18 protein-coding genes and 2 tRNA genes are annotated in these 18,531 nt (G+C 70.5%); 11 read left to right on the forward strand and 9 right to left on the reverse strand.

The genetic code is table 11. From position 1 onward, the window contains the following. Nucleotides 1-89: 89 nt before the first annotated feature. From rsrA to ACWD5F_RS39870, 4 genes are all read right to left on the reverse strand, one after another. Nucleotides 90-392 (reverse strand): mycothiol system anti-sigma-R factor, encoded by a 303-nt coding sequence (rsrA, locus tag ACWD5F_RS39855; RefSeq protein WP_123997849.1) that lies wholly within the window; start codon nucleotides 390-392, stop codon nucleotides 90-92. After that, on the reverse strand, nucleotides 389-1,072 hold the full coding sequence (gene sigR, locus ACWD5F_RS39860; protein WP_221297653.1) for an RNA polymerase sigma factor SigR: 684 nt from the start codon (nucleotides 1,070-1,072) through the stop codon (nucleotides 389-391). Before sigR ends, rsrA begins: the two co-directional genes overlap by 4 nt. A 257-nt stretch (nucleotides 1,073-1,329) precedes the next feature. After that, nucleotides 1,330-1,959, reverse strand: a complete 630-nt coding sequence (locus ACWD5F_RS39865) for an alpha/beta hydrolase family protein (protein ID WP_451261172.1) — start codon at nucleotides 1,957-1,959, stop codon at nucleotides 1,330-1,332. Nucleotides 1,960-1,999: 40 nt separating this feature from the next. Next, the gene (locus tag ACWD5F_RS39870) at nucleotides 2,000-2,815 is read right to left on the reverse strand and encodes an SOS response-associated peptidase (RefSeq protein WP_451261119.1); all 816 of its coding nucleotides are present in this window, start codon (nucleotides 2,813-2,815) and stop codon (nucleotides 2,000-2,002) included. A 50-nt stretch (nucleotides 2,816-2,865) separates the two neighbouring features. On the opposite strand from ACWD5F_RS39870, the gene ACWD5F_RS39875 reads away from it, so the two are divergent. The 4 genes from ACWD5F_RS39875 to ACWD5F_RS39890 all read left to right on the forward strand — a co-directional run bounded on the left by ACWD5F_RS39875 (nucleotide 2,866) and on the right by ACWD5F_RS39890 (nucleotide 6,469). Continuing rightward, nucleotides 2,866-3,588, forward strand: coding sequence for a M50 family metallopeptidase (locus ACWD5F_RS39875; protein ID WP_451261120.1), 723 nt, complete (start codon nucleotides 2,866-2,868; stop codon nucleotides 3,586-3,588). A 137-nt stretch (nucleotides 3,589-3,725) separates the two neighbouring features. Further along, nucleotides 3,726-5,042, forward strand: coding sequence for a 3-phosphoshikimate 1-carboxyvinyltransferase (aroA, locus tag ACWD5F_RS39880; protein ID WP_401713015.1), 1,317 nt, complete (start codon nucleotides 3,726-3,728; stop codon nucleotides 5,040-5,042). Nucleotides 5,043-5,059: 17 nt separating this feature from the next. Further along, a complete protein-coding gene (gene rsgA / locus ACWD5F_RS39885; protein WP_401713018.1) occupies nucleotides 5,060-6,070 on the forward strand; it encodes a ribosome small subunit-dependent GTPase A in 1,011 nt (336 codons plus the stop codon). A 75-nt stretch (nucleotides 6,071-6,145) separates the two neighbouring features. Further along, complete coding sequence (locus tag ACWD5F_RS39890) at nucleotides 6,146-6,469, forward strand: DMT family transporter (RefSeq protein WP_401713021.1); 324 nt, start codon at nucleotides 6,146-6,148, stop codon at nucleotides 6,467-6,469. A 291-nt stretch (nucleotides 6,470-6,760) separates the two neighbouring features. On the opposite strand, the gene ACWD5F_RS39895 is transcribed toward ACWD5F_RS39890, so the two are convergent. Next, entirely contained in the window at nucleotides 6,761-7,369 is a 609-nt protein-coding gene (locus tag ACWD5F_RS39895) for a TetR/AcrR family transcriptional regulator (protein ID WP_401713024.1), read from the reverse strand. 207 nt (nucleotides 7,370-7,576) lie between these two features. Between ACWD5F_RS39895 and hisN the strand changes: the two genes are divergently transcribed. From hisN to ACWD5F_RS39925, 6 genes are all read left to right on the forward strand, one after another. Then, a complete protein-coding gene (gene hisN / locus ACWD5F_RS39900) occupies nucleotides 7,577-8,377 on the forward strand; it encodes a histidinol-phosphatase (RefSeq protein WP_123997858.1) in 801 nt (266 codons plus the stop codon). Nucleotides 8,378-8,560: 183 nt separating this feature from the next. Next, complete coding sequence (locus tag ACWD5F_RS39905) at nucleotides 8,561-8,953, forward strand: CBS domain-containing protein (protein WP_401713028.1); 393 nt, start codon at nucleotides 8,561-8,563, stop codon at nucleotides 8,951-8,953. Nucleotides 8,954-9,063: 110 nt separating this feature from the next. Next, nucleotides 9,064-9,480: a Fur family transcriptional regulator gene (locus tag ACWD5F_RS39910; RefSeq protein ID WP_123997860.1), complete on the forward strand. Its 417-nt coding sequence runs from the start codon at nucleotides 9,064-9,066 to the stop codon at nucleotides 9,478-9,480. A gap of 158 nt (nucleotides 9,481-9,638) precedes the next feature. Continuing rightward, a complete protein-coding gene (locus ACWD5F_RS39915; RefSeq protein WP_401713031.1) occupies nucleotides 9,639-10,406 on the forward strand; it encodes an ABC transporter ATP-binding protein in 768 nt (255 codons plus the stop codon). Next, nucleotides 10,403-11,269, forward strand: coding sequence for an ABC transporter permease (locus ACWD5F_RS39920; protein ID WP_451261121.1), 867 nt, complete (start codon nucleotides 10,403-10,405; stop codon nucleotides 11,267-11,269). The genes ACWD5F_RS39915 and ACWD5F_RS39920 overlap by 4 nt, the downstream gene beginning before the upstream one ends. Next, nucleotides 11,266-12,435 (forward strand): ABC transporter substrate-binding protein, encoded by a 1,170-nt coding sequence (locus ACWD5F_RS39925; protein ID WP_451261122.1) that lies wholly within the window; start codon nucleotides 11,266-11,268, stop codon nucleotides 12,433-12,435. The genes ACWD5F_RS39920 and ACWD5F_RS39925 overlap by 4 nt, the downstream gene beginning before the upstream one ends. Before the next feature lie 58 nt (nucleotides 12,436-12,493). Here the strand turns inward: ACWD5F_RS39925 and ACWD5F_RS39930 are convergent. The 4 genes from ACWD5F_RS39930 to ACWD5F_RS39945 all read right to left on the reverse strand — a co-directional run bounded on the left by ACWD5F_RS39930 (nucleotide 12,494) and on the right by ACWD5F_RS39945 (nucleotide 17,806). Then, nucleotides 12,494-12,567: transfer RNA gene (locus ACWD5F_RS39930), tRNA-Met, on the reverse strand. Nucleotides 12,568-12,659: 92 nt separating this feature from the next. Then, the gene (locus ACWD5F_RS39935) at nucleotides 12,660-14,477 is read right to left on the reverse strand and encodes a tetratricopeptide repeat protein (protein WP_451261123.1); all 1,818 of its coding nucleotides are present in this window, start codon (nucleotides 14,475-14,477) and stop codon (nucleotides 12,660-12,662) included. A gap of 205 nt (nucleotides 14,478-14,682) precedes the next feature. Continuing rightward, a tRNA-Met gene (locus tag ACWD5F_RS39940) sits at nucleotides 14,683-14,756 on the reverse strand. Between the two features lie 80 nt (nucleotides 14,757-14,836). Next, on the reverse strand, nucleotides 14,837-17,806 hold the full coding sequence (locus tag ACWD5F_RS39945; protein WP_451261173.1) for a UPF0182 family membrane protein: 2,970 nt from the start codon (nucleotides 17,804-17,806) through the stop codon (nucleotides 14,837-14,839). 164 nt (nucleotides 17,807-17,970) lie between these two features. On the opposite strand from ACWD5F_RS39945, the gene ACWD5F_RS39950 reads away from it, so the two are divergent. Further along, the gene (locus ACWD5F_RS39950) at nucleotides 17,971-18,513 is read left to right on the forward strand and encodes a PPA1309 family protein (RefSeq protein ID WP_451261124.1); all 543 of its coding nucleotides are present in this window, start codon (nucleotides 17,971-17,973) and stop codon (nucleotides 18,511-18,513) included. Nucleotides 18,514-18,531: the final 18 nt, after the last annotated feature.

Raw genomic sequence — 18,531 nt, forward strand, 5'->3', positions numbered from 1 at the left:
CGCGGGCCGATGACCCGCCGATTAGCACGTTCGAGTGACGACAGCCCGTTCAACCCGGGGTCCGGGGAGGCTGCGACTCCTGCGGGAGGCTACGACTCCTGCGGGGCCGCGGCGACGTCGTGGTCCGGCACCGCCTGCCCGGAGCGGATCAGATCGAGCCGCCCCAGGACCTTGGCGCGCAGGTCGGTGGGTACGTCGTCGTGACCGCAGCACCGCTTGACCAGCTTCTTCACGGCCTCTTCGAGACCGTACTTCTCCAGACACGGCGAGCACTCGGTGAAGTGCTGCTTGAACTTGGCGCGGTCGACGTCCGGCATCTCGCTGTCGAGGAACTCGTAGAGATGGTCGAGGACCTCACTGCAGTCCGTTTCGTGCGGCTCTCCGCAGCTCATGAGCCCGAGCCTTTCGCTTCGTTCGACTCTCCGGCACCGGCCGGGACGAGCCCGCGCTCACGGGCGTAGTCCTCCAGCATGCCGCGAAGTTGACGGCGGCCCCGGTGCAGCCGGGACATCACCGTTCCGATGGGTGTCCCCATGATGTCCGCGATCTCCTTGTACGCAAAGCCCTCTACATCGGCCAGATAGACGGCGATGCGGAACTCCTCGGGGATCGCCTGGAGCGCTTCCTTCACGTCCGAGTCCGGCAGATGGTCGAGCGCCTGCGACTCCGCGGAGCGCAGACCCGTCGACATGTGCGACTCGGCCCGGGCGAGCTGCCAGTCCTCGATCTCCTCGGCCGCGGAGCGCTGGGGTTCGCGCTGCTTCTTGCGGTACGAGTTGATGAACGTGTTCGTGAGGATCCGGTACAGCCACGCCTTGAGGTTGGTGCCTTCGCGGAACTGGTGGAAGGACGCGTACGCCTTCGCGTACGTCTCCTGCACCAGGTCCTCCGCATCGGCCGGGTTGCGCGTCATGCGCAGCGCCGCCGAGTACATCTGGTCGAGGAATTCGAGCGCGTCCCGCTCGAAGCGCGCACGGCGCTCCGTGGTCGACTCCGCGCTGACGCCCTGGCCCTCGGGCAGCTCCGCCTGGCCGTTGTCGGTCCCTGCGTCGATCCCAGTGACCGGACCCACCTCCTCAAGATTGCGGGTGGCACCGAGACCGGCCCCACCAGCTTCGGAGGATAGACGACGACCCGTCCCCGCCGCCCCTCGAATCGGGGTGGTCTTGGCCGCAGTCAGCACCGTCCAGTCCAGGTCAGTGCGGCTGTCACGGCTCGGGCAGATGGTCGAACCCATACGGCGGACTTCCTCTCCCACTGCTTCAAGTGCTGCTTGTTCAGCACTTCTGTCCCGCTCAACAGTGGGCCGCCGCCGCACATTCCCGCTCTTTACCCGAGTGACGTGATCCACCGGACGACACCGTCCGTGATGATCCCCAGCGCCTCGTCCTGGCCGATGTCCGCCCGTTTGGGCACCGCGAACCCGTGATCCCCGAAGGGCACCTCGACCAGCTCGAACTCCCCGTCGGGAAATTCCTCGGGCCGGCCGAAGGGGTCGTTGCCGCCCTGTACGACGAGGGTGGGCACCCCGGATCCGAGCAGTTCCCCGGCGCGGGACTTCTCCGGGCGGCCCGGCGGATGCAGCGGGAAGCTGAGGGCGAGGACGGCATGCGCGCCGAGCTCGGTCGCCGTACGGCAGGCGACCCGGGCGCCGGCACTGCGTCCGCCGGAGACCACCGGGAGCCCGGGCGCGCTCAGCGCGGGCCACAGGCCCCGCCAGCCGACGTCGAGGGTCTTGGGCGCCGGCGCGACCTTCTTGCCGGCCACCCGCCAGGGCTGCTCGACGAGCGCGACGCTCACTCCGTGCCCGGGCAGGACGGCGGCCAGGGCCTGGAGGTCCCGCGCCTCGATGCCGCCGCCCGCGCCGTGGCTCACGGCCAGCACCAGCCGGGGCTTCTTCGCCGGGTGCCAGGTGACACGGGCGTCCCCCGCGTCCGTGGTCACGATCTCGGTCACGATCTCCGTCGCGATCCCGGTCTTGATGATCTTCGTCGTCACATCAGAAGAGTGTGCCCTCTTCGGGCCCCTCCAGCTCCTTCAGCAGCTCCGGGCCGTTGTTGCGGACGTTGCTGACCGCCGTGGAGACCGGGTAGGCGCGCATCAGGCCGGTGGGCGGGGGCACGAGCAGGGAGCGGAGGTCCTCGACGTCCGAGCGGGACGGGTCGAGCCAGGTGTCCCAGCGGTCGGGGGTGAGCATGAGCGGCATCCGGGGGTGGATGTCGGCGAGGGCGCGCGGGCCCTCCTCGGGGGCGACGGCGAGCGGGGTGGTCTCCGCCTCGGTGGTGATCACCGAGCAGGTCGCCCACCATGCCAGCGGGTGGTCGTCGGGCAGGGTCCGGTCCCGCCAGAACTCGTACAGGCCGGCCATCGCGAAGACCGAGCCGTCGGCGGGCAGCACGAAGTAGGGCTGCTTGCGCGGCCGCTTCTTCTTCCCCTCGACCTCGAGATCCCGCTCCTGCGTGCCGGTGACCCACTCGAAGTAGCCGTCGGCCGGGATGATGCAGCGGCGGGTGGCGAAGGCCCGCTTGTACGACGGCTTCTCGTGGACCGTCTCGGCGCGGGCGTTGATCATCCGGGCGGCGCCCTCGGGCGTCTTCGACCAGGACGGGACCAGGCCCCACTTCAGCTTGCGCAGCTGGCGAACCGGTCGCGGATCGGGCACGTCCTTAAGAGGACGGTCCAGGACTGCGTAGACCTCCTTGGTCGGGGCCACGTTGTAGTCGGGAGGCAGCGTCTCCTCGGGCTCCCACTTCTCGATCTCAAAGATTCCTGCGAGATCCTCGGGTCCACGACTCGCTGCATACCGTCCGCACATACGTGCAACACTGCCAGATTCCGCGTCACCAGAGGGAGCCACCGCCGAACATGGACAGCCTCGCCGCCACCTCGCTGCCCGACCTCTGGGACCGGGTCTTCGGCACCCAGCCCGATCCTGATCTGTGGGTGGTGATCGCGACCCTGGTCGCCGCGCTCGCGGTGATCGTCCCGCACGGCCTGTGGCGGCTGTCGCGCAACGCCATCACGATCGCCCACGAGGGCGGCCACGGACTGGTCGCGCTGCTGACCGGCCGGCAGCTCAACGGCATACGACTGCACTCGGACACCAGCGGCCTGACCGTCAGCCGCGGCAAGCCGCACGGCCTCGGCATGATCCTCACGGCGGCGGCCGGCTACACCGCTCCCCCGCTGCTCGGCCTCGGCGGCGCCGCGCTGCTGGCCGCCGGGCACATCACGCTGCTGCTGTGGCTGGCGACGGCGCTGCTGGTGGCGATGCTGGTGATGATCCGCAACGCGTACGGCGCGCTGACGGTGGTCCTCACGGGCGGCACGTTCCTGGTGGTGTCGTGGCTCGCGGGGCCGCAGGTGCAGGCGGCGTTCGCGTACGCGGTGGTGTGGTTCCTGCTGGTGGGCGGGGTGCGCCCGGCGTTCGAGCTGCAGGCCAAGCGGAGCCGCGGCGGCGCGGGCGACTCGGACGCGGACCAGCTCTCGCGGCTGACCCACGTACCGGCGGGGCTGTGGTTCTTCCTGTTCCACGCGGTGTCACTGTGCGCGCTCATCGGCGGCGGGCGCTGGCTGCTCGACGTCTGAGCGGCGGCGGCCCCGGCCGGCCGGACAGGACCGGGTGAGCGCATATATGCACGGCACTTCCCATGCCGTTGTTTCGCCGTGGTTTCGCCGCATTTGATCAAGATCTCCGGTCACCGACAGCCACTAAGGTGGAGCGCATGACCGTAAACCCCGCACACACCTCACTCTGGCCCGCCCCGCACGCGAGCGGAGCCGTCCGCGCGACGGTCCACGTGCCGGGGTCCAAGTCGGTCACCAACCGGGCCCTGGTCCTCGCCGCGCTGGCCTCGGAGCCCGGCTGGCTGCGCCGCCCGCTGCGTTCGCGGGACACGCTGCTGATGGCGGCCGCCCTGCGGGCGATGGGTGTGGACATCGAGGAGGGGGTCGGCCCGGACGGCACGGGCGAGACCTGGCGGGTGCTCCCGACCGGCCTGCACGGCCCGGCGACGGTGGATGTGGGCAACGCGGGCACGGTCATGCGCTTCCTGCCCCCGGTCGCCGCCCTTGCCGACGGTCCGGTCCGCTTCGACGGCGACCCGAGGTCGTACGAGCGTCCGCTGCACGGCGTGATCGACGCGCTGCGCGTGCTCGGTGCGCGGATCGACGACGACGGGCGCGGCACGCTGCCGCTGACGGTGCACGGGGGCGGGGCGCTGGACGGCGGGCCGGTCGAGATCGATGCCTCCTCCTCCTCGCAGTTCGTGTCGGCGCTGCTGCTGTCCGGGCCGCGCTTCAACCAGGGCGTCGAGGTGCGGCACATCGGTTCGTCGCTGCCCTCGCTGCCGCACATCCGGATGACGGTCGACATGCTGCGTGCGGTCGGCGCCCAGGTGGACACCCCGGAGTCGGGCGGCGAGCCGAACGTGTGGCGGGTGACGCCGGGCGCGCTCCTCGGCCGGGACCTGACGGTGGAGCCGGACCTGTCGAACGCGCAGCCGTTCCTGGCGGCGGCCCTGGTGACCGGCGGCAAGGTGGTCGTCCCGGACTGGCCGGCCCGCACCACCCAGCCGGGCGACAAGCTGCGCGAGATCTTCACCGAGATGGGCGGTTCCTGCGAACTCACCGAGTACGGGCTCGAGTTCACCGGATCCGGCGCGATCCACGGCATCGACGTGGACCTGAGCGAGGTCGGCGAGCTGACCCCGGGCATCGCGGCGGTCGCCGCCCTCGCGGACTCCCCCTCGACCCTGCGCGGTGTCTCGCATCTGCGCCTGCACGAGACGGACCGGCTGGCCGCGCTCACCAAGGAGATCAACGAACTCGGCGGTGACGTCAGCGAGACCGCCGACGGCCTGCACATCCGCCCGCGCCGGCTGCACGGCGGGATCTTCCACACCTACGAGGACCACCGCATGGCGACGGCCGGCGCGATCATCGGCCTCGCGGTCGAGGGCGTGCAGATCGAGAACGTGGCGACGACGGCGAAGACCCTGCCGGACTTCCCCGACCTGTGGACCGGGATGCTCGGGGCGTAGGGGCACGGGAACCAGTCATGCGCCGCTACGGCAAGAACACCGACGAGGACGACATCCGTCAGCGCCCCAACCGCAAGGGCAACCGGCCGCGTACGAACATCCGGCCCAAGCACGAGGAAGCGGTCGAGGGCATGGTCCTCACCGTGGACCGGGGCCGGCTGACCTGTCTGGTCGAGGACCGGGTCGTGATGGCGATCAAAGCCCGCGAACTGGGCCGGAAGGCCGCGGTGGTCGGCGACCGGGTCGCGATCATCGGCGACCTGTCCGGCGACAAGGACACCCTCGCCCGGATCGTCCGCATCGAGCCACGCACCTCGGTGCTGCGCCGCACGGCCGACGACGACGACCCCTACGAGCGCGTGGTCGTCGCCAACGCCGACCAGCTGGCCATCGTCACGGCCCTGGCGGACCCCGAACCCCGGCCACGCCTGATCGACCGCTGCCTGGTCGCGGCCTACGACGGCGGCCTCGACCCGCTGCTCGTCCTGACCAAGTCGGACCTGGCCCCGCCCGACGAACTCCTGGAGATGTACGGCGCGTTGGGCGTCCCCTACGTCGTCACGAGCCGCGAGGAGTTGGAGAACGGCAGCGCGGTGGAGCGGGTGCGCAAGCAGCTGGACGGCAAGATCACGGCGTTCGTCGGGCACTCCGGGGTCGGCAAGACGACCCTCGTCAACGCGCTGGTCTCGCTGGAGCGGCGGCGCAGCACCGGAATCGTCAACGCCGTCACCGGACGCGGCCGGCACACCACGACGTCGGCGCGCGCGATCCCGCTGCCGGACGACTCGGGCTGGGTCGTCGACACACCCGGCGTCCGTTCCTTCGGCCTGCACCACGTGGACCCGTCCCGGGTCATCAAGGCGTTCCCCGACCTGGAGCCCGGCACCGCGGACTGCCCGCGCGCGTGCAGTCACGACGAGCCTGACTGCGCGCTGGACGCGTGGGTGGCCGAGGGGCACGCGGACCCGGCCCGGCTGTACTCGCTGCGCCGGCTGCTCTCCACCCGGGAGCGGAAGGAAGGCGACTGACCTCCGCGTTGTTTGGCGCTACCTGTGTGCGGCAAGTGCATAATCGCACCGAGCCGCATACGGGAGGACAAGCACATGGCGTGGCTGCTGGTGGTGGTGGCCGGGTTGCTGGAGACAGGATTCGCCGTGTGCCTCAAGCTCTCGCACGGTTTCACGCGACTGTGGCCCACGATCGCGTTCTGTGTCTTCGCACTCGGCAGTTTCGGTCTGCTCACCCTGTCCCTGAAGAAACTCGACGTCGGCCCCGCATACGCCGTCTGGACCGGCATCGGCGCGGCCGGCACCGCGATCTACGGAATGATCTTCCTCGGCGACCTGGTCTCCACCCTGAAGCTCATCTCGATCAGCTTCGTCATCGTGGGCGTGATCGGCCTCCAGCTGTCGGGCTCGGCGCACTAGGGCCGTCCGGCGGATCAGGTCGGCTGCGGGTGCCGGGCGCCCTGGCCGGATCGGGCGTGACCCGGCAGGCGCGGTCGCGCGACGCAGGGGCATCGCCGGGAACCTCCGTCGCGGCGGCGGCGCGGCGAATTCCTCCGCTTCCTCCGCGCCCGAGCGCGGCAGGGGAAGGCCGAGCCGGCGGTCGGCGAGACGACAGCGCGGCCGGGGTTCTCACGCCGTCGAGGCGGTGGGTGAGCGCGTCCGGCCGCTCGCGACGCCTGCGACTCTCCGCCGCACGGCCGCCGGGCCCCGTCAGGCCGGCTGGCGGGACAGGGCCGTTCGGATCAGGTCGGACACGCCTCCCTCCCCCGGCGGCGCCGAGACGCAGGACAGGGCGAGGCGGGTGACCAGTTCGCAGGAGCGGGTCAGGTCGGCGGTCTCCGACTTGGGGGTGCCGGGGGCGGAGAGCTGGATCACGGCCCGGTCGCGGACGATCGCCACGAAGTCGCCGGGCGAGGGCAGCGGACCGTCGGCCCGCCGCTGCGCCGGTACGGCCGAGGAGGACGGCACCGCGGACAGCGTCGGCGAGGGCAGCCGCTCGCTCCAGCAACCGGTCAGCATGGCCCGTACGAGCGCGTTCTCGCGGGCCGAGGACACCGTCCACTCGGCGGTCGCGGTGAGCCGGTCGCGGGCGTCGGCGTGGGTGGCCAGCGCCCGTTCGACGCCGGCCAGATAGCCGTCGGCCTCTCGTCTGACCAGGGCCCGGGCGAGCCCCTCCTTGCTGCCGAACTCGTTGTAGAGCGTCTGCCGGGACACACCGGCCGCGGCGGCGACGTCCACCATCCGCACCGTGGACCACGGCCGACGGGCCAACGCCGTATAGGCGGCGTCCAGTAGGGATTCCCGCGCTGCAGGCATCATCGCCTCCCTCGGGCGGAGCACTCTGCGCCCAGATTTGACGCGCGAGGGAGCACTGTCAAGGGTTCGCGAGCGCACTGGGGGGCGCCCGTCGGACACTACGTGCCGTCACACCCCGTGGACCGATCGGCCGCGGCCCGTCAATGTGCCGCCAAACCGTGAGGTGGGGACGCTGGCACCGGCGCGACGCCGACGGATAGCGTGCGTTCCATGCCGGACTACCAGGATGACCTCCGTTTCGCCCACGTCCTCGCGGACGCCGCCGACTCGGCCACCATGGGCCGTTTCAAGGCGCTCGACCTGAAGGTCGAGACGAAACCGGACATGACTCCCGTGACCGAGGCGGACAAGGCGGCCGAGGAGATCATCCGCGGCCAGCTCCAGCGCGGCCGCCCGCGCGACGCGTTCCTCGGCGAGGAGTTCGGCGTCCAGGGCACGGGCCCCCGGCGCTGGGTGGTCGACCCGATCGACGGCACCAAGAACTACGTCCGCGGGGTCCCCGTGTGGGCCACGCTGATCGCCCTCATGGAGGCCGCCGAGGGCGGTTACCGGCCCGTCGTCGGCGTCGTCTCCGCCCCCGCCCTCGGCCGCCGCTGGTGGGCCGCCAAGGGCCACGGCGCCTTCACGGGCCGCAGCCTCTCCTCGGCCTCCCGGCTGCGCGTCTCCCGCGTCTCGAAGCTGACGGACGCCTCCTTCGCGTACTCCTCGCTCTCCGGCTGGGAGGAGCAGGGCCGCCTCAACGGCTTCCTGGACCTGACCCGCGAGGTGTGGCGCACGCGCGCGTACGGCGACTTCTGGCCGTACATGCTGGTCGCCGAGGGCGCGGTGGACATCTGCGCCGAACCGGAGCTGTCCCTGTGGGACATGGCCGCCAACGCGATCATCGTGACGGAGGCCGGCGGCGAGTTCACCGGCCTCGACGGCCGCCCCGGCCCGCACAGCGGCAACGCGGCGGCGTCGAACGGGCTGCTGCACGACGAGCTGCTGGGATACCTCAACCAGCGCTACTGAGCCGCGTGACCGAGGGGCGCGCCGGCACCAGCGGGCGAGCACACATGAGCACGCACGCCCTCAATTGGCCGTGCGCGCCCTCTTGTTGACCGTTGCTTTACCTGGGACTCTGAGGGCACCCTCAATTTGTGAACTTGTGAATCCCTGAACTATCAGGGGTTCCCGGGAGGTGACTCGCAGCCCATGCTCGTCCGCGAAGCCATGAGCACCGTGGTGCTCACGATCGGTCCCGCCCACACCCTCCGCCAGGCAGCCGCCCTGATGTCAGCCCGCCGCATCGGCGCCGCCGTGGTCCTCGACCCCGACGCCGGTGGCATCGGCATCCTCACCGAACGCGACATCCTCAACTCCATCGGCCTCGGCCAGGACCCGGACTCCGAACGCGCCCATGCCCACACCACCACCGACGTCGTCTTCGCCGCCCCGTCCTGGACGCTGGAAGAGGCGGCCGCGGCCATGACCCACGGCGGCTTCCGCCACCTCGTCGTCCTCGACCGCGGCGACGCCGTCGGCATCGTCTCGGTCCGCGACATCATCCGCTGCTGGGTCCCGGCCCGGCAGCACGTACCGGCTTGATCGCGCGGTGGCGCCCTCGCGGGCGCCACCGTGGACAAAGTCCAAGACCGGGCAGGCTCCAAAGTCACACCTGTTCGGCTTCTGGGCCTCCCGCTGTTAAACTGACCTGCATGAGTGACCTTCTGGAGCGGCTGCGCGGACGCGGATGGCGGATGACCGCACAGCGGCGTGTCGTGGCCGAGGTTCTGGACGGCCAGCACGTCCACCTGACCGCCGACGAGGTGCACGCGCGCGCTGTCGCGAAGCTCCCCGAGATCTCCCGGGCGACGGTGTACAACACGCTGGGCGAGCTGGTCTCCCTCGGCGAGGTTCTCGAGGTCTCCACCGACAAGCGCGCCAAGCGGTACGACCCGAACGCGCACCAGCCGCACCACCACCTGGTCTGCGCCCAGTGCGGCACGATCAAGGACGTCCACCCGAGCGGCAACCCGCTGGCCGACCTCCCCGACTCGGAGCGCTTCGGCTTCAAGGTCTCGGACGTCGAGGTGACGTACCGAGGCGTCTGCCCGAACTGCTCGGCGGCCTAGCCACACCCGAGTTCCCTCGAAGCCCCGGCATCCTCCATGGATGCCGGGTTTCTGTTGTCGTCTACAGGCTTCCTCAATCTGACGACCCGTCATATCGTCGTGCGGCACCCTCCACTCCGTCACCCTCCACTCCGTAACGAACTCCGCAAGGAGCAACCGTGGGAGACCCGCACCCCAAACTCCACGCCACCGACCTGACCCGCGTCTTCGGCCGCGCCCCGCACGCGGTCGACGCCCTCGGCCCCCTCGAACTCACCGTCGCCCCCGGCGAGTTCGTCTGCGTCGTCGGCCCCTCCGGCTGCGGCAAGTCCACGCTGCTGCGGATCGCCGCCGGCCTGCTGCGCCCGAGCACCGGCACATTGGCGATCCGCGCCTCGTCGCCCCGCCCGGCGGCGATGATCTTCCAGGACTACGGCATCTACGACTGGAAGACGGTCCAGGCCAACGTCCGCTTCGGCCTCGACGTCCAGCGCGTCCCGCGCCGCGAGGCGAACGCCCGCGCGGCCGACTGGCTGGCCCGCATGGGCCTGGCGGAGTTCGCCGACGCCTACCCGGCGACCCTCTCCGGCGGCATGCGCCAGCGCGTGGCGATCGCCCGGGCCCTCGCCGTCGAGCCCGAACTCCTGCTGATGGACGAGCCGTTCGCCGCCCTGGACGCCCAACTCCGCATGATCCTCCAGGACGAGCTGCTGGAGATCACCCAAGCCCTGCGCACCACCACGCTGTTCATCACCCACAGCCTGGAGGAGGCGATCGTCCTGGGCGACCGCGTCCTGGTGATGTCGGCCCGCCCGGGCCGGATCATCGCCGAGCACCGCCCGCCGTTCCCCCGCCCGCGCACCGGCGACATCCGCTCGGCGCCCGAGTTCACGGCCCTCAAGAGCCGACTGTGGGAACTGCTGCGGAAAGAGGCGGTGCCGGCATGACGACGATCGCCCCCGGCAGACAGCCCGAATCGGTCCTGGTCCGCCGCCCGGGCCCCGAGGAACTCCACCCCGTACGCACCCACCGCCGCCGGCGCGCCCTGGAGCTGTCGCTGGCGGCGGCCGTACCCCTCGTACTGATCCTGTGGTGGCAACTGGCCGCGGATCAGCGGTGGATCGACGCCCGCGTCTACCCCGCGCCCTCCACGATCCTGGCCGACGGCTGGGACCGGGCCGCCGCCGGTGACCTGTGGCCGGACGTGTGGGCGACCCTGAAGCGTGTGCTGGGCGGCTACGCGATCGGCACCGCGGCGGGTTACGCCCTGGGCCTCCTGATGGGCTCACTGCCCTTGATCAGAGCAGCACTTGAGCCCCTCCTGGACGCCCTCTACGTCGTCCCGAAGCTGGCGCTGCTGCCGGTCTTCCTGAACATGTTCGGTCTCGGTGAGGGCCCGCAGGTGGCGTTGGTGGCGGCGACGGTGTTCTTCTTCGTCTGGATCTCCACGATGTCCGCGGTGATCGCGATCCCGTCCGGCCACCTCGACGCGGGCCGGGTCTTCGGCGCCTCGCCCTGGCAGATGTTCCGGCACGTCCTGCTGCCGGCCTCGCTGCCGGCGGTCCTGGTCGGCGCACGGATCGCGGCGGGCGTGGCGGTCCTGGTCATCGTCGCCTCGGAGCAGATCGCGGCGAGCGACGGCCTGGGCCACCTGATCTTCGACTCGCGCGCGCTGTTCCAGAACGACGTGATGTTCGTCGGCATCGTCTGCGTCGCCGTCCTCGGGGTGCTCTTCTCCGAACTGGTGCGGATCGCGGGCCGGTTGCTGACGCCATGGGCACCTCGGGACCGGGGAAGGGGACAGTCATGAGAAGGCATGAGTACGGCTGGCACGGTCGCGGGCGTGCCTACGGTGTGACGGCGGCCGTGGCCGCGCTGCTCGCGTCGGCGGCCTGCTCGTCGACGCCGTACCCGGACGACGCCGGGGCGACGGCGGGCAGGGGCGGGCGCACCATCCAGCCCGTCGACGGCTGCGGCAAGACGTCCTGGACGGACCCGGCGAACCTGGCGACCGACCGCCTGCCGGCCCGCTGCATGCCGCTGGCGCCCGGCCCGCACCCCCTCGCCAAGACGCGGAAGGTGACGATCGCGACGGGCACGCTGAGCGCCGAGTACGTGGCGCCGCTGGAAGTCGCCCTGGACAAGGGCGAGTTCAAGAAGGAGGGCCTGGACGTCACCCTGAAGGTCCTGCCGACGCCGGACGCGCTGCCGCTGCTGGCCAAGGGGGACATCGACGCGATGTGGGCGGCCCCGGAGGCGGCCGTGATGAACGGCATCAAGGGCGGCTTCGACATCAAGTGGGTCGCGGGGAACTTCTCGCCCGCCGCGAAGTCGAAGAGCGGTCTGTGGGCACGGCTGAAGGACGGCGAGACGGCGGACCGGGTCCGGCTCGCGGGCCGCAGCCTCGGCACGATGATCGGCAAGGGCTCCGTGATCGCGTACCCCATGGAGAAGACCCTGGAGGGACACGGCGGCGGCCTCGACAAGATCCAGTACCGCCAGCTGGGCTCCGCCGACGTCCTCACCGCCCTCCAGAACGGCGGCGTCGACTCGGCCTGGCTGCTCGACCCGATCTGGCGCAAGGTCGACGGAAAGCCCGGATACGCCTTCCTGGGCGGCCAGCCGCTCGGCGAGCCCCTAGGGGGCATGCTGTACGGCCGCAGCCTGCTGCACGACGACGTGGACGCCGGGGTGGCCCTGCTGCGGGCGTACATCCGCACGGTGAACACGTACTTCGCGAACGACTACAAGAAAGACGCCGGCTTCGTCGCCTATCTCGCGAAGCTCCTGAAGACCGACGAGGCGGTCCTGAAGTCCACCCCGTCGCTCCGTATGGACTGGGAGATCCGCGAGGGCACCACGACCCGCCTCCAGTCCGCCTACCGGGCGCAGGGCGTCGCGACGGGCGATCCGCTGCCGGAGTCGAAGACGGTGGACCGGTCGCTGTACGAGGAGGCGGTCGGCCACGTGCCGTGAGCACCCGGGAACATACCGAAGGCCGGAACTCTGATGAGTTCCGGCCTTCGGCCTTCAGTAGCGGGGACAGGATTTGAACCTGCGACCTCTGGGTTATGAGCCCAGCGAGCTACCGAGCTGCTCCACCCCGCGTCGGTAAACGCAACATTACGTCAGCCACGCGAGCAGAAGCAAATCGATTAACAGGCAGCCTCGGATAAGCCTCTGACCAGGGCTTACGCCGTTCAGGCCGACAGTTCCTGGCCCAGGGCGTCCCGCAGCCGGGCCGCCCGTTTACTCACCTCGGCCGGCCCCAGCGTCACCGCGCGGTCGGCCCAGCGCTGCCCCTCCGCCAGCTCGCCGCGCCGCGCGTAGACCAGGGCGAGGCGCAGCGCGGCACGGCCGTGCCCGGCGTCGGCAGCGCGGGTCCACCACACCGCCGCCTCCGGCTCGCTGCCCTCCCGGGCGAGCAGCAGCCCGAGGTTGAAGGCGCCGTTGCGGGAGCCGGCCTCGGCCGCCGCCCGGTACCAGCGGGCCGCCTCGACGACATCGCCGCGGGCCGCGGCCATCATGCCGACGCGCACCTGGGCACGCCGGTGCCCCTGGGAGGCCGCGCGCTCGTACCACTCCTCGCACTCGGTCTTCTCGTGCACCGTCTCGCCCAGCTCGTGCGCCGGCTCCGGCGGGCGCCGCGCGTCCAGCACGGTGGCCAGCCGGTACGCCGCCTCGGGGCTGCCGCCGCCGGCCGCGCACCGCAGATGCCGCTCGGCCGCGCGCTCGTCGCCGTCGCGCAGCCGGGCGATGCCGACCTGCAGCGCCGCCTCGGTGTGTCCGGCCGCCGCGGCACGCTCGTACCAGCGCAGCGCGACCTCGTCCTCGTCGCGGCCCGCGAACAGGATGCCCAGGTTGAAGGCCGCGTCCACGCTGCCGGCCTCCGCGGCCTTGGAGAACCAGGGCTCGGCGCCTGCCGTGTCGCCGCCCTGGAGGAGCAGGATGGCCAGCGCGTTCGCCGCCTCGCGGTGTCCGGCGTAGGCGGCGCGCCGGTACCACTGCTCGGCCTGCGCGGTGCGGCTCTGCTCGGCGCAGAGCAGCCCGAGGTTGTACGCGCCGTTGTCGTCGCCCGCGTCCATCGCCGCGCGGTACCAGCGCTCGGCGGTCTGGGTCTCGCCGCGCTCGGCGTGCAGGGCGCCCAGTGCGTTGGCGGCGTTCCCGTCGCCGTCCTGGGCAGCGCGCAGCCACCACACGGCGGCGCTCTCGGTGTCGCCGGCGTCGCGCAGCAGGAAGCCCAGGGCGCAGGCGGCCCGCGCCTCGCCGTCCTTGGCGGACGTCAGGTACCAGCGCCCGGCCTCCTTGAGCTCGCCGCGCCGCTCCAGGATCGCGCCGAGCTGGAGGGCGGCCCGCCGGTGCCCGCGCGCGGCGGACTGCCGGTAGAACCGCTCGGCCTCGGCGAGCAGCGCGGCGCCGTTGTCGGACCCGGTCCCGGTCTCGCTCTCGTGCGCGGCCCGGCGGTCGATCGCACGCGCCAGTCGGTACGCGGCCTCCCGGTGCCCCCGCTCGGCGGCGGCCCGCATCCAGTCCTCGGCGCCCGCGTCACCGCGGTGCTCCAGCAGATCGGCGAGCGCGTAGGCGCCCAGCGGGTGGCCCTGCTCGGCGGACTGGCGCAGCCAGTACTCGGCGGCGGGCTCGTCCCCGCGCTCGCGGTGGTGGCGCCCGAGGGCGTGCGCGGCGGCGGCCGATCCGGCGACGGCGGCGATCCGCCACCAGCCGGCGGCCTCGTCGGCGTATCCGCGCTGGTGGAGCAGGACTCCCAGGTTGTTGGCGGCGGCACGGTCACCGGCCGCGGTGGCGGCACGCAGATGGGGCTCGGCACCGTCGAGGTCGCCACGGCGCAGCAACATGGCCCCGAGGACACTCTTCGCCTCGGCGTCGCCGGCCTCGGCCGCGAGCCGCTGACGAAGCTCCTCGGCAGCCTCCTCGGCGGCCTCCACGGCATCGTCCTGCCCGGAGGGCTGCACAAATCGCCCTGTCTCGAACAGAGTTGCCTTGTCCCCCATAACGTCCATCGTCGCACCACCTGCAACCTGGGTACACCTGGTATACCGCAGCCAGTGAGGTCACTTCAGCGTTTTGTCGACATGCCCACAGAGAGACAAGTCAAACACAGTTCCCTCAACTCCCCGCAGCGGCACGGCCAACTCGGGCTCGGTACATGCGTTCGCACACGTCGAAGGCCCGGATCCGTAAAGGATCCGGGCCTTCGAACTGCAGTAGCGGGGACAGGATTTGAACCTGCGACCTCTGGGTTATGAGCCCAGCGAGCTACCGAGCTGCTCCACCCCGCGCCGTTGTGTGGCAACCGTACCACGGTGCGAGGGGGGCACTTGACCGGTCATCCGGCCGGTCAAGTGCCGTGCGGCCCCGGTCAGGTGCTGCCGGGACTGCTGCTCGGTCTGCTCGTCGCGCTGGGACTGGTGCTCGGTTTGGGACTGGTGCTGGGGCTGGCACTGCTCTTCCCACCACCGCTGCCGCTGGTCTTGTCGGCCTTGGACTGCGCGTCCTCGGCACGCTGCAGCGCGTCCTCCAGATCCTTCTGCGCCTTGCCGTACGCCTCCCAGTCGCCCTTCTTCAGGGCCGCCTGGCCGGCGTCGAAGGCCTTCTGGGCGTCGTTCAACGCCTCTTGGACCGTGGGGTTGTTGGACGTCGGTGGCGGGTTGGTGGTGGTGTCGTCCGGTGGTGTGGTGACCGGACCCTCCGCTCCGAAGACCTTGTTGAGGGCCTCGTCGAGGGTGTCCTCGAAGGCGGTGTTGCCTCCGTAGGTCACCAACACCTTTCTCAGCAGTGGGTACTTGAGTCCGCCACCGCGCACATAGACGGGCTCCACGTACAGCAGTCCGCCGTCCAACGGGACCGTGAGCAGGTTGCCGTACTCGACCTCGGAGTCGCCGCCCTTGAGCAGCTTGATCGACTCGGCGATGTCCTGTTCGGAGTTGAACTGGCTCTGCACCTGTTTAGGCCCGTTGACGGTCGTACTGGTCGGCAGTTTCAGCACTCTGATCTTGCCGTAGTCGGTACTGCCCGCCTCGGCGTCGACCGTCATGAACGCACTCAGGTTGTCCCGGCCGTTGGGCGTGAAGGTCGTCGTCAGCGAGAACGCCTGGGACGCCTGGTCGGGCATCTTCATACTGAGGTAGTACGGCGGCACCGCGTTGCCCGACTTGTTGGTCGGGTCGTCGGGCACCTGCCACACCTCGCTGCCGGACAGGAACGTCTGGGCGTCCTTGACGTGGTAGCGGGTGAGCAGCTCGCGCTGGACCTTGAACAGGTCCTGCGGATACCGCAGATGGGCCATCAGCTCGGGCGAGATCGAGGACTTCGCCTTCACCGTGTTCGGGAACGCCTTCATCCAGGTCTTCAGGACCGGGTCCTCGGTGTCCCACTGGTAGAGCTTGACCTGGCCGGTGTACGCGTCGACGGTCGCCTTCACCGAGTTGCGGATGTAGTTGACCTGGTTCTGCTGGGCCACCACCGCACGCGAGTTGTTCGTCGCGGTCAGCGAGTCCGCCGTCGTGTCACCGAGGGTCGTACGGGAGGCGTACGGGTATCCGTTCGTCGTGGTGTACGCGTCGACGATCCACTGGATACGGCCGTCCACCACCGCCGGATAGGCGTCGCCGTCGATGGTCAGCCACGGGGCGACCGCCTCGACGCGCTCCTTGGGCGTGCGGTTGTACAGGATCCGCGAACCCTCGCCGATCGCGCCGGAGTAGAGCATCTGCGGCTCGCTGAACGCCACCGCGTACGCGGCCCGGTTGATCGGGTTGGAGAGGTTGACCCCGCTCTTGCCGGTGTAGCTGGTGGTCTTCTCGCCGCTGTCGTCGGAGTAGTCGATCTCCTTCTGGGGACCGCCGACGATCGAGTACGTGGTGGTCTTCTCGCCGTAGTAGATCTGCTGCTCGTACGAGCCCAGGTCGCCCTTGGAGGGGAGGTCGGACTCGGTGAAGACCGGGCGGCCCTCGGAGTCGGCCGTGGTGCCCTTGGCGGCGACCACGCCGTAGCCGTGGGTGTAGCGGAAGTGGTCGTTGATCCAGTTGTTCTTCGGAATGCCGTTGAGGTTCAGCTCACGCAGACCGATGACCGTGTCCTGGTCCTTGCCGTCCTTGCTGTAGCGGTCGACATCCAGGTTGGTCGGGAACGCGTAGTAGTTCCTGATCTGCTGGAGCTGCTGGAAGGTCGGCGAGACGATGTTCGGGTCCAGGATGCGGATGCTCGCCGTGGAGTCGACGTCGTCGCGCAGCTTGGTCTTGTCCGCGGTGTTGCTGGTCCCCGAGTACTCGGTGACCTTGGCGTCGTCGATGCCGTACGCCTCGCGCGTCGCCTTGAGGTTCTTCTCGACGTACGGCGCTTCCTTGGCCTGCTCGTTCGGCTGGACCTGGAACTTCTGGACGATCGCCGGGTAGAGCCCGCCGATGAGGATCGCCGAGAGCACCATCAGGCCGAAGCCGATCACCGGGAGCTGCCAGGTGCGCCGCCACAGGGTGGCGAAGAACAGCAGCGCGCAGATGACGGCGATGCAGAACAGGATCGTCTTGGCCGGCAGATAGGCGTTCGCGTCGACGTACCGCAGGCCGGTCCAGTTGTCCGTCGCCTTGAAGTCGCTGGACTTCACCGCGAGGCCGTACCGGTCGAGCCAGTACGCGACCGCCTTGAGGGCGACGAAGATGCCGAGCAGCACCGACAGGTGCCCGGTCGCGGCGGCCGTGGCACGCGCGCCCGGAGAGGTGACCCGCAGCCCGCCGTACAGGTAGTGGGTGAGGGCGGCGGCGATCACGGAGAGGATCGCGGCGGCGAAGCCGAAGCCGAGCAGGAACCGGTACCAGGGCAGGTCGAACGCGTAGAAGGACACGTCGAGGTGGAACTGCGGGTCCTTCTGGTGGAAGGACACGCCGTTGACCCACATCAGCCAGGTGCGCCACTGGCTGGACGCCGACGCGCCGGCGATCAGTCCGACCAGGGAGGTGATGCCGAGCAGCAGCCACCTCTTGTAGGGCGCGATGCCCATCCGGTAGCGGTCCAGGCTCTGCTGTTCCATCGACATGGCGCTCAGCGGCGGCCGCAGCCGGTGCGCGAGCCAGATGTTGAAGCCGACCGCGAGGGCCATCAGCAGGCCGAAGACGAAGAACAGGCCGATCTTGGTCCACAGCGTGGTGGTGAAGACCGACGAGTACTGCACGGACCGATACCAGAGCCAGTCCGTCCAGAAGCCCGCGAACATGGTGAACGCCATGCCGAGGACGGCCAGCACCCCCAGTGTCATGAGCAGGGTCCGGACGCGCCGCGAAGGACGGCCCACTCTCATCCGCGGCCCCGTCGGGCCTCCGCCGCGGTCGGGCATCTGGAAAGCCAAGGTGCGCACCTCGAAGTTCGCTGTCGATCCGTCAGGCCCGCGTGTTCGTGGACCTTCCGTGGCCCCCCGTGATCGCGGGCCCACACCTATGCAACTTACTCACCGTTTACTCGGTTCCCGATTCAGGTGACGAACGAGGCAGGATTGTGACCATGTCCAACACTCCCATGGCGGCGAGCCCGCTCACCCGGGCCGTACTCGAGATCGACGAGTACGTCTCCGGCCTCGGCTGGGACCAGCCCGCCCGCCTCTTCGCCCTCGTAGACACCGCACGGTTGCGGGTCCAGGAACCCGCCCTCGCGGCCCAGCTCGGCCTGACGGACGAACAGGAAGTCACCGCTCTCACCCCGATCGAGCAGGAGGAGATCCCGGCCGGCAAACCGCTGGACGAGTTCCTCGGCACGATCGCCTGGCCCGACGCGGTGGTCGGCTGCGCGCTCACGGTGGAGCGGTTGATGCTGCCGCCGTCCGCCGAGGCGTCTGTCCCCGAGGGGCTGAACGAGAAGAAGCTCGCCCAGTGGGTGGCCGAGCACCCCAGCCGCCAGGAGGTCCGGATGACGGTCGCAGTGCTGCGTGACGGCGCCCGCGACTCGGCCCTGCGGCTGCGCGAGAAGGACACGCCGACGGAGGTCCTCACGGGCGGCGACCTGGTACCGGGCCTCGCGGAGGCACTGGCGGCCACGTTCGAGGAGTAGCGGCTCCTACGAGGGGTG

The sequence above is a fragment of the Streptomyces sp. NPDC002499 genome (assembly GCF_053595415.1).